The organism is Brevibacillus migulae (genome assembly GCF_004521915.1).
Taxonomy (GTDB): Bacteria; Bacillota; Bacilli; order Brevibacillales; family Brevibacillaceae; genus Brevibacillus_F; species Brevibacillus_F migulae.
In genome coordinates this window covers 173,891-188,560 of the sequence record NZ_SDKD01000007.1, presented here as the reverse complement: position 1 = coordinate 188,560, position 14,670 = coordinate 173,891, and the positions used below count along the sequence as shown (strand labels likewise).

Below are 14,670 nucleotides of genomic sequence, written 5' to 3'. Positions count from 1 at the left end.
CCTTGTCAACTGGACAAGGAGCTTTTTTTGCAAAGTCTACGGAAAAGGAGAGAGAGCATGGTCGAGAAAAATGTCATTTTGGACGAAGCTGCGATCAGACGCGCCCTTACCCGGATTGCCCACGAAATCATCGAAAAGAACAAAGGTGTAGAAAACTGTGTGCTCGTCGGCATCAAGACACGCGGGGTCTATTTGGCAGAAAGACTGGCTCAGCGAATCGAACAAATCGAAAACGTCAAGCTGCCAACCGGACATCTGGACATCACGCTCTATCGCGATGATTTGACACACAAAGCCGAGGACGCGGTGCTCAAAGGCGCTCAGCTGCCGAATGATATCACCGGTAAAACGGTCATCCTGATCGATGATGTGCTCTTTACAGGAAGAACGGTGCGCGCAGCTTTGGATGCGCTGGTCGATCAAGGCCGGCCGACGATGATCCAACTGGCGGTGCTGGTGGATCGCGGACATCGCGAATTGCCGATCCGTCCTGATTATGTCGGAAAAAATGTCCCTACCTCCCGCAGCGAGATCGTGGCGGTCGAATTGACCGAGGTAGATGAGCTGGATCAAGTGACGATCCGGCAAATGTAAGAAAACAATATATCACCTCTTTAAGGTTGATCCCGTGAGGTCAGCAAGAGGCCATTGCTTCTCCACCAAGGATGAAGACTGCCTCTTTGCGCCCATGCAAAGAGTTTTTTTATGCCTGAAAGACATCCTAAGAGTAAACGTTCTACGAAGAGAAAGAAGGGGAAGCAATGAACACAAACACTAAGAATTTTATCGACGTACACGAAACACCAGGGATTGGAAAATTGCTGCCGCTCAGCTTACAGCATCTGTTTGCGATGTTTGGCTCGACCGTCTTGGTACCGATCCTGACGGGACTGGATCCAGCGACTGCCCTCCTGACAAGCGGGATCGGCACGCTGCTGTTCCTGTGGATTACAAAAGGGAAGATTCCGAACTATCTGGGCTCCTCCTTTGCCTTTATCGGACCGATCATCACGGTATCCGCTGCACACGGCGTGGGAACCGCGCTTCTCGGCTGCCTCCTCTCCGGTCTCGTCTACATCATCGTCGCCGCGATCGTGGCGAAGAGCGGAGTGAAATGGCTGGATCGGGTACTGCCGCCAGTCGTCATTGCTTCTGTCATCGTAGTGATTGGTCTGAGCCTCGCAGGTGTAGCGGTGGATATGGCCACAAAAGTGACGGTAGATGGAGTAAGCACCATTTCCTTGACTTCGATTGAGATCTCTTTGGTAACGATGATTGTCACCATCCTCTCAGCGGTATTGCTTCGCGGATTTTTCGCACTCATTCCGATCCTGATTGGGATCATTACTGGATATGTATATACGCTGCTTCGCCATCCCGAATTGATCGACTGGCAAAAAGTCGTGGATGCGCCGATTTTCATCGGCATCGGCGAAATGTTCACGAACCACTTCAAATTTGCAGAGGTGTCTGCCGCACTGGCAAGCCCAAGCGCGTGGCTTGCGGCTCTGATCGTGGCGCCGATCGCGTTTGTCACACTTGCAGAGCACCTTGGCCACTTGCTCGTAACCAGTAAGATCATGGATCGTGACTTGATGAAAGACCCTGGTCTGCACCGCAGCTTGCTGGGTGACGGGATCGCGACTTCTCTGGGTGCACTGATCGGTGGTCCGCCAGCGACTACTTACGGGGAGAACATCGGGGTTCTTGCCATCACCCGGGTTTACAGCCGTGTCGTCATCGGACTTGCAGCGGTATTCGCCATCCTGTTTTCCTTCATCGGAAAAATCAGCGCCCTGCTCATGACGATTCCAACAGCAGTGCTGGGCGGTGTATCGATCATCCTGTTCGGGATCATCGCAGCACAAGGCTTGCGCATGTATGTGGAAAGCAAAGTCGATTTCTCCAATAAACGCAATATGATCATCGCAGCGGCGATCCTCGTAACCGGGATTGGCGGCTATAAAATCAGCTTCACCGGTGTTACCTTCTGGGAGTCCTTCTTGACAAACCTGACGATTGATAACGTAGCGTTCTCTACCTTCTTGGGAATCTTGCTCCACGTCATCCTGCCTGGAAAAGAATCCGCGATGGGAGAAGCGCACCAAGAACAAAAAAAATCTGCATAACTGTCCCTAATCCTTTAATTCGGTCCCGTGAGGCTGGCAAGGAACGCAGGGGTTCTTTTCTCCTGCACGCTGGGAAGCTTTTCATCCAAAGCTTCTTGCCTTTGCTGCCTTCGTTTGCGCAAAGACAAGAAGCTTTTTCTATCCAAAAATGTATACGGAGGGATTCGCCGTGAGCATGAACCACCTGATCGGCATGAAAGAACTGGAGAAACCACAGATCGAAGCGCTGTTAGACCGAGCGAACGCATGGGCAGAGCGCCCGGGTGAACAGACGGATATTCTGAACGGCAGATTTGTAGCCAATCTGTTTTTGGAGCCGAGCACGCGGACGCGCTTTTCCTTCGAAGTCGCGGAAAAACGGCTGGGGGCTCACGTGCTGAACTTTACAGCGGAAACCTCTTCCACAACAAAAGGGGAAACAGTCTACGATACGCTGCGGACGTTAGAATCGATGGGTGTCGAAGCAGCTGTGATACGTACGAAAGAAAATCAATTGCTGCAGGATCTGGCCGGTCAAGTCCAGCTGCGGCTAATCAATGCGGGGGATGGCACGAATGAGCATCCGACCCAGTGTCTGCTCGATCTGCTTACGATGAAACGCTATTTTGGCAAGATTGCCGGGCTGAAGGTTGCGATAATCGGTGACCTGCGCCACAGCCGTGTGCTGGGTTCTCACCTGCATGCGCTGCCTAAGCTGGGGGCGGAGCTGATTCTTTCCGGACCTCCGAGCATGATGCGGGCCAAGGAAGAAGTGCCTGCTGGCGTAAAAACGGTCGACATCGAGGAAGCGATCGAAACCGCGGATGTGGTGATGATGCTGCGCGTACAGCTGGAACGTCATGAGCATGCCCTGTTCGATACAAAAGAGCTGTACCATCAAGCCTATGGCCTGACGCTAGAGCGGGCCCAGCGGATGAAAAAAGGAGCGGTGATCATGCATCCGGCTCCGATCAACCGAGGCGTGGAAATTGACACGAATCTGGTGGAAGCCGAGCAATCCCTGATCTTTACCCAAATGAGCAACGGCGTGCCAGTACGCATGGCTGTATTGGAAACTTTAATGACCGGAGGCGAGAGTAAATGGGCATCATCCTTACAAATGGCAAGCTTCTGAACCAAGCAGGTAGCTTGGAGACAAAAGAAATTTTGATTGAAGAGGGTACGATTTCCCGCATAGCGGATCAGCTGGACCATACCGGCCACGAGGTTATCGATCTGCAAGGCAAATTCCTCTCGGCAGGCTTTGTCGATGTACACGTGCATCTGCGCGAGCCGGGCTTTGAAGCGAAGGAAACGATCGCGACTGGAGCGGCAGCAGCCGTACGTGGCGGCTTCACGACCATCGCCTGCATGCCAAATACAAGACCCTCCATCGATTCGGTAGAGACGGTGACGTACATTTTGCAAAAAGCAAAAGAAGCGGGGCTTGCCCGTGTCATCCCGTATGGCGCCATCACCGTGCGTCAGCTGGGAAAAGAGCTGACAGACTTTGCGGCCTTGAAAGAAGCGGGCATTTTCGCGCTAACAGATGACGGGGTTGGCGTCCAGTCCAGCCAGATGATGAAGCAAGCGATGAAACGCGCACAGGAATTGGGATTGTCCGTCGTGGCGCACTGCGAGGATGACGACCTGCTGATCCCGGGCAGCGCCCTGCACGATGGCGTGGTGGCAGCCCGCCATGGTTTGCCAGGGATCCCTTCCGAATCGGAGTCCATCCATGTCGGACGCGATATTTTGCTGGCAGAGCAGACAGGGGTTCATTACCACGTGTGCCATATCAGCGCGAAGGAATCGGTGCGCTTGGTGCGCGACGGGAAACGGGCAGGGGTGAACGTCACGACAGAGGTAACGCCACATCATCTGCTTCTGTGTGAGGAAGATATTCCGGATAGCTTGGATGCAAACTGGAAGATGAACCCGCCGCTGCGCTCCCGGGAGGATCGGGCTGCACTGATTGCGGGACTGAAAGACGGCACGATCGACATCATTGCGACAGACCATGCTCCGCACACGGCTGAGGAAAAGGCAAACGGGCTTGCGCGAGCGCCATTTGGCATCGTTGGTCTGGAGACCGCTTTTCCGTTGCTCTACACGCATCTGGTGCTGACTGGCGAGCTCACACTGGTTGAACTGGTTGAGAAAATGACGAGAAAACCTGCTGAAATCTTCGGGCTGCCATATGGACGCCTGGAGGAAGGCGCACCTGCAGATCTGACGGTGATTGATCTGGATGAAGAAAAAGAGATCGATCCAGCCGCATTCGCCAGCAAAGGGAAAAACACACCATTTGCTGGATGGCGCTGCAAAGGCTGGCCGACACTGACAATGACAGCAGGAAAGATAGTATATCAAGGATAACGAGGGGGAACTGCAATGAAAGCGAGACTGATTCTGGAAGATGGTACGGAGTGCATCGGCACTGCTTTTGGGGCTGTGACGGAAAGCCTGGGAGAAGTGGTGTTTAACACCGGATTGACGGGGTATCAGGAGGTATTGTCTGATCCGTCCTACTGCGGGCAAATTGTGACGATGACCTATCCGCTGATCGGCAACTACGGGATCAATCGTGACGATTTTGAAGCGGTCCGCCCATTCATCCACGGGTTTGTGGTCCGGGAGCACTGCGATCTGCCAAGCAACTGGCGCAGCACCAGCACGCTCGACGAACTGCTGAAGGCGTATGAGATCCCGGGAATCTCCGGTGTGGACACACGGATGCTGACACGTAAAATCCGCCACTTCGGAACACTCAAAGGGATGATTACGACCAGCGACGCCCCGCTGGAAGAGTTAGTCGCCTCCTTGCAGCAAGCAACGTTAATGACCGATCAAGTCTCCCGTGTATCCACCAAGAGTGTATTTAGTGCGCCGGGCACGGGCCATCGTGTGGTGCTTGTGGATTATGGTTCCAAGCACGGCATTTTGCGCGAGCTGACCAAACGCGGCTGCGATGTAGTGGTTGTCCCGTACAACGTGACGGCAGAAGAAATTCGCCGCCTGCAGCCGGATGGCATCCTGCTTTCGAATGGACCTGGCGACCCGAAAGACGTACCGCAGTCCATTCAGACGATTGCTCAAATCCTTGGAGAATATCCCTTGTTCGGCATCTGTCTCGGCCATCAGTTGTTCGCACTGGCTTCCGGAGCGGATACAGAAAAACTGAAATTCGGCCATCGCGGCGGCAACCATCCGGTCAAAGAGCTGACGACCGGACGCACCTACATCACCTCGCAAAATCACGGCTATGCGGTGAAGGAAGATTCGATCGCAGGCACTGGTCTGGAAGTGACCCATCTGGCGCTGAATGACGGCACGATTGAAGGCTTGCGCGATGTGAAGAAACAAGCATTTTCCGTACAGTATCACCCTGAAGCAGCACCAGGACCATATGATTCCGGCTACTTGTTTGACCAATTTCTCGACATGATCGTAAGCACCAAGGAGGAGAAAAGCTATGCCAAAACACGCTAACCTGAAAAAAATCCTGGTGATCGGCTCCGGTCCAATCGTGATCGGGCAGGCTGCCGAATTCGACTACGCGGGAACCCAGGCTTGCCAAGCATTGAAGGAAGAAGGCATGGAGGTTGTCCTGATCAACTCCAACCCAGCGACGATCATGACCGACACCAATATGGCGGACAAGGTATATATTGAGCCGATCACGCCAGAGTTTGTGACACGTGTCATTCGCCAGGAAAAACCAGACGGACTTTTGCCTACTCTCGGTGGACAGACCGGATTGAATATGGCGGTAGCCTTGGCAGAAGCAGGTGTCCTGGAAGCGGAGAATGTGAAGCTGCTGGGAACCAAGCTCTCCTCGATCAAGCAGGCGGAAGACCGTGAGCTGTTCCGCGCCTTGATGAAGGAGCTGGGTGAACCGGTTCCGGATTCTACGATTGTCAGCACCGTGGAGGAAGCCGTTACTTTTGCAAATGAAATCGGCTATCCGATCATTGTACGCCCTGCCTACACGCTGGGTGGAACAGGCGGCGGGATTTGTGACGATGAAGCCAGCCTGCGTGAAATCGTAGCATCCGGTCTGAAATATTCGCCGATTACCCAGTGCTTGATCGAGAAGAGCATCGCCGGGATGAAGGAAGTAGAATATGAGGTTATGCGCGATGCGAATGACAACTGCATCGTGGTCTGCAATATGGAAAATATCGATCCGGTCGGCGTGCATACCGGGGACAGCATCGTCGTCGCGCCGAGCCAGACGCTGTCTGACCGCGAGTATCAGATGCTGCGTTCTTCCGCGCTGAACATCATCCGTGCGCTGGGCATCGAGGGCGGCTGCAACGTGCAATACGCGCTCGACCCGCACAGCTTCCAATACTATGTGATCGAGGTAAATCCACGCGTGAGCCGTTCCTCGGCGCTCGCTTCCAAAGCAACCGGCTATCCGATTGCGAAAATGGCGGCAAAGATTGCGATTGGCTATACCTTGGACGAATTGAAGAACCCGGTGACCGGGCAAACCTACGCTTGCTTCGAGCCAACCCTCGACTACGTGGTGAGCAAAATTCCACGCTGGCCATTCGATAAATTCCAGTCTGCCAACCGTCGTCTGGGCACCCAGATGAAAGCAACGGGCGAGGTGATGGCGATCGGACGCACATTTGAAGAATCGATCATGAAAGCGATCCGATCGCTGGAAGTGGGAGCCTACCATCTGGAGCTGCCGGAAGCCGCTCAGATCCCGACAGATGTGCTGCAGCAGCGAATTGTGGCGGCCGATGATGAACGGATCTTCCTGTTGGCCGAAGCCATGCGCCGCGGTATAACCATCGAGGAGCTGCATGATCTGACCAAGATCGATCTGTTTTTCCTGAACAAGCTGGCGAAGCTAATTGATCAAGAGCGCATGCTCGCTGACTTTGGTCTGACGGAAGAAACACTTTATCAAGCAAAGCGACTTGGCTTTACCGACCGGAAAATCGCGGAGCTGACTGGCAAGGCAGAGGAGGAAGTCCGCAGCCTGCGCATCGGCAAGGGAATGGTTCCCGTCTATAAAATGGTGGATACGTGCGCGGCGGAGTTTGAAGCGCAAACGCCATACTACTACTCCAGCTACGAGCAGGAAGATGAGCGCATCGAGACAGGGAAAAAACGTGTCGTGGTGCTGGGCTCCGGGCCGATTCGGATCGGACAGGGGATCGAGTTCGACTACGCGACTGTACACGCGGTGTGGGCATTGCGAGAAGCTGGCTACGAAGCTGTGATTATCAATAATAATCCGGAAACCGTTTCTACCGATTTCAATACGTCAGATCGCCTTTACTTCGAACCGCTCTATATCGAGGATGTGATGAATATTCTCGACAAGGAGCAGCCAGAAGGTGTTATCGTACAGTTCGGCGGACAGACAGCGATTAATCTTGCGGATAAATTAGCAAAACGCGGGATCAAGATCCTGGGTACCAGCCTGGAAAATATCGATGCCGCAGAGAATCGCGAAAAATTCGAAGCGTTGCTGCGCGAGCTGGATTTGGCCCAACCACCGGGAAAAACCGTTACGTCGGTGGAAGGAGCAATTGCAGCAGCAGAAGGCTTGGGCTTCCCAGTGCTGGTTCGTCCATCTTATGTATTGGGTGGTCGTGCGATGGAAATCGTCTATAACGAGCAGGAACTGGTGTCCTACATGGAACAGGCAGTAAAAGTGAATCCAGAGCATCCGGTACTGATCGACCGCTACATGCTGGGCATCGAGGCTGAGGTAGACGCCATTTGCGACGGAGAAAACGTCCTGATTCCTGGCATCATGGAGCATATCGAGCGGGCAGGGGTGCACTCCGGTGACTCCATCGCGGTCTATCCGCCGCAATCGCTGTCCGTGGAAATCAAGGAAGAGCTCATCGAAATGACCACGAAGCTGGCAAAAGCGCTGCAAATCAAAGGGCTCTTGAACATCCAGTTCGTGATTTACAAAAACCGCCCTTACGTGATCGAAGTAAACCCACGTTCATCCCGTACGGTGCCATTCCTTTCCAAGGTGACAGGCATCCCGATGGCAAACATCGCGACAAAAGCCATTCTGGGGCATTCCATACCAGAACAAGGCTATGCTACAGGCTATCATCCGGAGGAAGAGATGGTCTCCGTCAAGGTACCGGTGTTCTCCTTTACCAAGCTGCGCCGGGTAGACATCACGCTCGGACCAGAGATGAAATCGACAGGTGAAGTCATGGGACGGGAGCGTACGCTGGCAAAAGCATTGTACAAAGGGCTGGTGGCAGCCGGCATGAACATCAAGACACACGGCACCTTGCTGGTTACCGTAGCGGATAAAGATAAACAGGAAGCTCTCGAAATCGTCAAACGCTTCCACAGCATCGGCTATAAATTGATGGCGACAGCGGGTACCGCCGATTATTTGGAGCAAGCCGGATTCCAGGTCACCCGGGTGCAAAAGCTATGGGAGGGTACGCCGAATCTGCTTGATGCGATTCACTCCGGAGAAGTCAATCTGGTGCTCAATACGTTGACCAAAGGAAAAACACCGCAACGCGACGGTTTCCGTATCCGCAGGGAAGCGGTAGAAAACGGAGCGGTATGTCTCACATCGCTTGATACGGCAAAAGCGCTCTTGCATGTACTGGAAACCATCACGTTCTCCACCGAAGCGATGCCACAACAGCAGTTTGCCAAAATCCCTGTACAGGCGTAGGAGGCACAAATGATAGGACAATCGATCGATTTGCGTGAACGCACCATACTCGCGCTTGATTTTCAAACGATTGGGGAAGTGGAACAATGTCTGTCTCAACTTGAAGGGCAGATTCGCTATGTCAAGGTAGGCATGGAATTGTTTTACGCAGCTGGTCCAGAAGTCATCTATAGCCTGAAGGAACAAGGTCTTCGCATCTTTCTGGATATGAAGACTCACGATATTCCCAACACGGCGAAAGGGGCTATGAAAAGCCTAGCGCGGTTAGGGGTAGACATGATCAATGTGCATGCGGCAGGCGGCAAAGCCATGATGGCGGCGGCACGGGAAGGATTGGAGGAAGGGACGCCGGCGGGAAGCCCTCGTCCCCTTCTGATCGGGGTCACGATGCTGACCAGCACGAGTCAGACAGTCATGAACCGGGAGCTCGGGATACCGGGTACCGTAGAGGAAGCAGTGCTCCAGTATGCCGTGCTGACCAAGGAAGCCGGACTGGATGGCGTCGTTGCCTCTCCGCTGGAGGTACCGATGATCAAAAAGGTGGCGGGCGGGTCTTTTCTAACCGTTACACCGGGCATTCGGCCAAAAGGGGCGGAGGCGGGAGACCAATCACGCATCACCACACCAAAGGAAGCTTTCGATCTGGGAAGTGACTATATCGTGATCGGCCGAGCCGTAACAGCGGCACGCGATCCTCTGGCGGTATGGCAAGCGGTTGTTGGAAAATAGAACAAGGGGGAACCGAGGATGAGTCAAGCGGGGATAACTGATACAGCAAAGCAAATCGCCAGTCGATTGCTGGAGATAGGAGCGGTCCATTTGAGACCGGATGAACCATTTACCTGGACGTCCGGAATCAAGTCACCGATCTATTGCGATAATCGGATCACCATGTCCTATCCAGCTGTGCGCAAGCTGATCGCCCAAAGCTTCGCCGACATGATCCGCGAGCGCTATCCGGATGTCGAGGTGATCGCCGGAACGGCTACAGCAGGCATCCCGCATGCGGCATGGGTAGCGGAACTATTCAACCTGCCGATGATCTATGTACGTGACAAGGCAAAAGCGCACGGGCGGCAGAATCAGATTGAAGGAAAGCTTGATCAGGGACAAAAGGTAGTAGTCATCGAGGATTTGATATCTACAGGGGGCAGCTCATTGAAGGCTGCACAGGCTGTTCAAGCGGAAGGCGGGAATGTGCTGGGAGTGGCAGCTATTTTCAGCTATCAATTCCAGACCGCAGAGGATTTATTTGCGGGAGCAGGAGTTTCTTTTTCCACCTTGTCCAACTATACAGCTTTATTAAGTGTGGCACGCGAGCAGGGGATCATTGATGAGGCAAAAGAGCAGCTCCTGTCCGAATGGCGGAAAGCACCGCAAACCTTTTATCAAGCGTAACTGCAAAAAGAGGTTGACAACATGAATGAATAGCATTACGATAGTTTCATTCCTTTTGAAAAAACATTGAATATGACTATATTCTCTTTTCTTATCGAGAGAGGTGGAGGGACAGGCCCGATGAAACCTCGGCAACCCATTCTGATTCGTCAGATGAAGGTGCCAATTCCTACAGGAGAACATCCTGAAAGATAAGAAGGAACTCTCATTTCTGTTACATATGTAATAGTGGTGCGCTCCTTCTTATTTCATAGAAGGAGCGCTTTTTCGTCGTTAGGAATTTATAAAATTCCCATCGACATAAGAAAAACTAAGCTCCGCCAAAGAATTGGCAGGTACCCAAGTTTTTCTAAATTATTCGGAAGGGGTGATTCCATGATCGAACTACGACATTTAACCAAGACTTATCATACCAAGGGAAAGACGATCACCGCCGTCCATGACGTCTCATTCACGATTAACCGCGGTGAAATTTTCGGGATTGTGGGATATAGCGGGGCTGGAAAAAGCTCTCTCTTGCGTTGCTTGAACATGCTGGAGAAACCTACGAGCGGGCAGGTGCTGATCGACCAGACAGATTTGACGAAACTTTCTGGCGACCAACTGCGTCAGGTCCGACAGTCGATCGGGATGATCTTTCAGCATTTCAACCTGATGGCTAATCGCACGGTGGCTGGCAATATCGCCTACGCCATGGAAGTGGCGGGAAAGGGCAAGGAGGAGATCGCAGCCCGGATTCAGGAACTTTTGGACCTTGTGGGACTAAGCGATAAAGCCAATGCTTTTCCTTCCGAGCTGTCGGGGGGACAAAAGCAGCGGGTGGGCATTGCTCGGGCATTGGCCAATTCCCCGAAGGTGCTGCTCTGCGACGAAGCCACGTCTGCGCTTGACCCGATGACGACCAGCTCGATCCTCGAGTTGCTGCGCGAGATCAATCGAAAGCTGGGCTTGACCATCGTACTCATTACGCATGAAATGCACGTGGTCAAAGAGATCTGCCATCGCGTAGCCATTATGGCCAATGGTCATGTGTTGGAAGAAGGCGATGTGTATCAAATCTTTGCCAAGCCGCGGCAGCAGTTGACCAAGCAATTTGTGCGCACGGTGATTGATGTGCAGCTGCCTGATCATCTGCTCGAACCGAAAGCGGAGAGTGAGTTGGTACGTATTTCCTTGCTGGCTGAGCAAGCGGAAAAACCGATGTTTGAGAAACTGATTCGTTCTTTCCAAGTACAAGCCAATATTTTGCACGGGAAGATTGAGTACATCCAAGGGCGGCCACTGGCCGTGTTCATCCTGGAGCTGACAGGTGAACAGCAAGAGCGGTTGAAGGCGTTGGCGTATCTGCAGCAGGAAACGGCTGAAACGGAGGTGATCCCGTATGCAAATCATCAATGACATCATCGCAGTCATCCCGGATCTCAACAAGGCTTTTTTTGAAACCTTCTACATGCTCAGCATCTCGGTCTTCTTATCGGCTTTGCTGGGAATCCCGCTCGGCATCCTGCTCTACACCAGTCAGCATGACTTGCTCGGCGAGAAACCGTGGCTGAACCGCATCATCGGGTTTGTGGTGAACGTGATTCGCTCCACGCCGTTCGTCATCTTGCTCGTCGCGCTGATCCCGTTCACCAGCTGGATAGCAGGAACGATTGTAGGACCCAAAGCCGCCGTCGTTCCGCTGACAGTCGCTGCGATTCCGTTCTACGCACGACTGGTAGAGGGATCCCTCAAGGAGATTAACCGGGGCGTGATCGAAGCAGCACTCGCCATGGGCTCAACCCTTTGGCACATCATCTACAAGGTTCTCCTGGTGGAAGCGCGGTCCGGCTTGATCATTGGACTGACGGTGACTACGATCAGCTTGCTTGGTTTTTCGGCCATGGCGGGGATCGTAGGCGGCGGGGGAATCGGTGACCTGGCGATTCGCTTTGGCTACTATCGTTTTGATAACACCATCATGTTTACCACGCTTGTCATCTTGATCGTCATCGTCCAATTGATCCAAGCGATCGGAGACAGACTGGCGAAAAAATTAGACAAGCGTTAAATAAAAAACAGAGACTAAAGGAGAGAAACATCGATCATGAAAAAGCAATGGAAAGTACTCGCAGGACTTCTTTTGACAGCATCTCTATTTGCCAGCGGCTGCGGCAGCTCTGACTCTTCAGCGCCTGCTCAAAATGGAGCAGCAGCGGATACCAAACAAATCAACTTCGGTGCTACCGCCGGCCCATACAGCGATATGGTGACTAAGGCAATCACACCGATCCTCGAGAAAAAAGGCTACACCGTAAAAGTGACGGAATTCAGCGACTATGTACAACCTAACCTGGCGCTGGCAGAAGGCTCTATCGACGCGAACCTGTTCCAGCATAAAATCTACCTGGACAAATTCGCCGCTGACAAAAATCTGCCGCTCAGCGCCGTGATCAACGTACCAACGGGGCCGATGGGCATTTACTCCAACAAATTCAAATCCATCGATGAAGTAGCCGATGGCGCTTCTGTTGCGCTACCAAACGATCCGGCAAACCTGGCTCGCGCGCTCGGAATTTTGCAGCATGAAGGCTTGATTACCGTAAAACCAGACGCAGATCCACTGAAAGTGTCCGAAAAAGACATCGTGGAAAACAAGAAAAATCTCGTGATCACGCCAGTGGAAGCTGCCCAGCTGCCGCGCGCGGTTGAACACCAAGATCTCGCGCTTGTCCCAGGTAACTTCGCGTTGGCTGCCAAAATGGATCTGAACAGTGCGCTGGCTCTGGAAGAGATGCCTGAGCATTTCCTCAACCTGGTCGCGGTCAAAACAGCCGATCTGGAAAAACCATTCGTGAAAGATATCAAGGAAGCTATAGAATCTCCAGAGTTCGAAGCAGCGATCGACAAAGATTTCAAAGGATTTTTCAAACCAGAGTGGATGAAAAATCGTAAATAAATGGCAAGATAATTGAAAGAAAAGAAATGTCGACTACTAATTACATGTAATGGTAGATCTTTTATCATTTGGATGAATAACACAAAGAAAGGGATACACCCTTCCTGTGTTGCTCATCCTCTTTTTCTTTATAAGGGGGAATCATTGGCTCATAATCGAAAACAGCCATACAATAGCAATAAGTTTTTCAAATACTAATGGGATAAGTCATATCTAATTGGAAACTATAATTTTTAGAGGTGACGGAGAAATGAACGAAACGCAAATTAAACTAACTTCGCCGGAAATCGGAGCTTTGTGGGGGCAATACGTAAACGGTACTATGGTAAATTGTGTGAACAAATATATGCTATCCACTATAGAGGATGTTTCCATCAGAGCGATTTTTGAAGATGCAGTAAAAATAACTGAGAATCAAATGCAGCAGGTTTCTACATTTATTTGTAATGATGGATTTCCACTCCCCATCGGATTTACAGATGCAGATATCAATCCCAATACAAAAAGGTTATTTTCAGATCTTTTTTGTCTGGATTATTTGTATCTCATGACAATACATGGGTTAAACGGCCACCTATTTTCGTTTACCACTTCAGTTAGAAAAGATCTAAGGGAATTTTTTGATTCCTGCTTGACGGACGGAAAAAATATGTTCAACCGCACCGTTGATTTATTACTGGAAAAGGGGCATTTTCAAAGAGACCCCTATTTTTTCCCGCGTTCAAGCCCTGAATTTATTAATAGTAAAGAATATCTTGATGGTTATTGGGGTGATAAGCGTCCTCTTTCAGCCTTAGAAATCGCGAATATTTCCCTTAACCTAAAGAAAAGTATTATGGCAAAGGCACTAGGAATTGCATTTAGTCAAATTGCTGGTTCCCAGGAAATAAGAAAGTTTCTAACGGATGCAGCAACGACGGCAGATAGCCACATTCAAATACTAAGTAAAAAACTAAAAGATGATAATTTACCCGTACCAATGTCATGGGAAACTGAAATAACCGATTCTACAGATTCACCGTTTTCAGATAAACTTATCATGCAACACACTGGATTTTTGTATCTAACTTCTCAGACTTATCACGGGTTAGGACTTGCAGGTTCTATGCGGTCTGATCTAATTCTTGATTATGAGAGAATAATTATCAAAGACCTATCTGTAACAAAAAATTGGTTTGATCTCATGATAAAAAATAAATGGCTAGAACAACCTCCAATTGCACCAAATAGAAAAGAACTTGCCGTCAAACAATAATGATTAGTAGACAAAAGCCCTCTTTGTAGAACATTTGAAGAGGGCTTGATTTAATTGCAAGTATTGTAAATGTCTCGAACTTACTAACGATCCACATGCTTTCATTCTTTGCGATGAACCGCCAAAAAGTTTGGTTTCTCTATCTCGGTCTGGAGACGGAGCGCTGCTCATCCTCCCGCATGTTCACTTTCCAAGAAAAATTGTGTAATCTTGGTACTAGCTTTTATCGATTTTCTAATCGTTTCCAGGAGGGCCGCATGGAGAAGTTTATTTTCTTTTTTGA

12 protein-coding genes and 1 riboswitch are annotated in these 14,670 nt (G+C 51.1%); all 12 genes read left to right on the top strand.

Going from position 1 to position 14,670, the window contains the following annotated elements:
* Positions 1-57 precede the first annotated feature (57 nt).
* The 12 genes from pyrR (at position 58) to EIZ37_RS10460 (ending at position 14,387) form a co-directional block, all read left to right on the top strand.
* On the top strand, positions 58-594 hold the full coding sequence (gene pyrR, locus EIZ37_RS10515) for a bifunctional pyr operon transcriptional regulator/uracil phosphoribosyltransferase PyrR (RefSeq protein WP_134684548.1): 537 nt from the start codon (positions 58-60) through the stop codon (positions 592-594).
* 167 nt (positions 595-761) lie between these two features.
* Positions 762-2,129: a solute carrier family 23 protein gene (locus tag EIZ37_RS10510; protein ID WP_134684547.1), complete on the top strand. Its 1,368-nt coding sequence runs from the start codon at positions 762-764 to the stop codon at positions 2,127-2,129.
* 175 nt (positions 2,130-2,304) lie between these two features.
* Positions 2,305-3,243 carry an aspartate carbamoyltransferase catalytic subunit gene (locus EIZ37_RS10505; protein WP_134684605.1) on the top strand — a complete coding sequence of 313 codons (939 nt, stop codon included), beginning with the start codon at positions 2,305-2,307 and terminating at the stop codon, positions 3,241-3,243.
* Complete coding sequence (locus EIZ37_RS10500; protein ID WP_134684546.1) at positions 3,210-4,487, top strand: dihydroorotase; 1,278 nt, start codon at positions 3,210-3,212, stop codon at positions 4,485-4,487. The genes EIZ37_RS10505 and EIZ37_RS10500 overlap by 34 nt, the downstream gene beginning before the upstream one ends.
* A gap of 15 nt (positions 4,488-4,502) precedes the next feature.
* Positions 4,503-5,600: a carbamoyl phosphate synthase small subunit gene (locus tag EIZ37_RS10495; RefSeq protein WP_134684545.1), complete on the top strand. Its 1,098-nt coding sequence runs from the start codon at positions 4,503-4,505 to the stop codon at positions 5,598-5,600.
* Positions 5,584-8,796 carry a carbamoyl-phosphate synthase large subunit gene (gene carB, locus EIZ37_RS10490; RefSeq protein ID WP_134684544.1) on the top strand — a complete coding sequence of 1,071 codons (3,213 nt, stop codon included), beginning with the start codon at positions 5,584-5,586 and terminating at the stop codon, positions 8,794-8,796. The genes EIZ37_RS10495 and carB overlap by 17 nt, the downstream gene beginning before the upstream one ends.
* Before the next feature lie 9 nt (positions 8,797-8,805).
* On the top strand, positions 8,806-9,525 hold the full coding sequence (gene pyrF, locus EIZ37_RS10485; RefSeq protein WP_134684543.1) for an orotidine-5'-phosphate decarboxylase: 720 nt from the start codon (positions 8,806-8,808) through the stop codon (positions 9,523-9,525).
* 18 nt (positions 9,526-9,543) lie between these two features.
* Complete coding sequence (pyrE, locus tag EIZ37_RS10480) at positions 9,544-10,194, top strand: orotate phosphoribosyltransferase (RefSeq protein ID WP_134684542.1); 651 nt, start codon at positions 9,544-9,546, stop codon at positions 10,192-10,194.
* Between the two features lie 88 nt (positions 10,195-10,282).
* Positions 10,283-10,392, top strand: a riboswitch (SAM riboswitch).
* Between the two features lie 177 nt (positions 10,393-10,569).
* Positions 10,570-11,592: a methionine ABC transporter ATP-binding protein gene (locus EIZ37_RS10475; protein WP_134684541.1), complete on the top strand. Its 1,023-nt coding sequence runs from the start codon at positions 10,570-10,572 to the stop codon at positions 11,590-11,592.
* Positions 11,576-12,244, top strand: coding sequence for a methionine ABC transporter permease (locus EIZ37_RS10470; RefSeq protein ID WP_134684540.1), 669 nt, complete (start codon positions 11,576-11,578; stop codon positions 12,242-12,244). Before EIZ37_RS10475 ends, EIZ37_RS10470 begins: the two co-directional genes overlap by 17 nt.
* 36 nt (positions 12,245-12,280) lie before the next feature.
* Entirely contained in the window at positions 12,281-13,132 is an 852-nt protein-coding gene (locus EIZ37_RS10465) for a MetQ/NlpA family ABC transporter substrate-binding protein (protein ID WP_134684539.1), read from the top strand.
* 250 nt (positions 13,133-13,382) lie between these two features.
* Complete coding sequence (locus tag EIZ37_RS10460) at positions 13,383-14,387, top strand: DUF3231 family protein (protein WP_134684538.1); 1,005 nt, start codon at positions 13,383-13,385, stop codon at positions 14,385-14,387.
* The last annotated feature ends 283 nt before the right edge of the window (positions 14,388-14,670 follow it).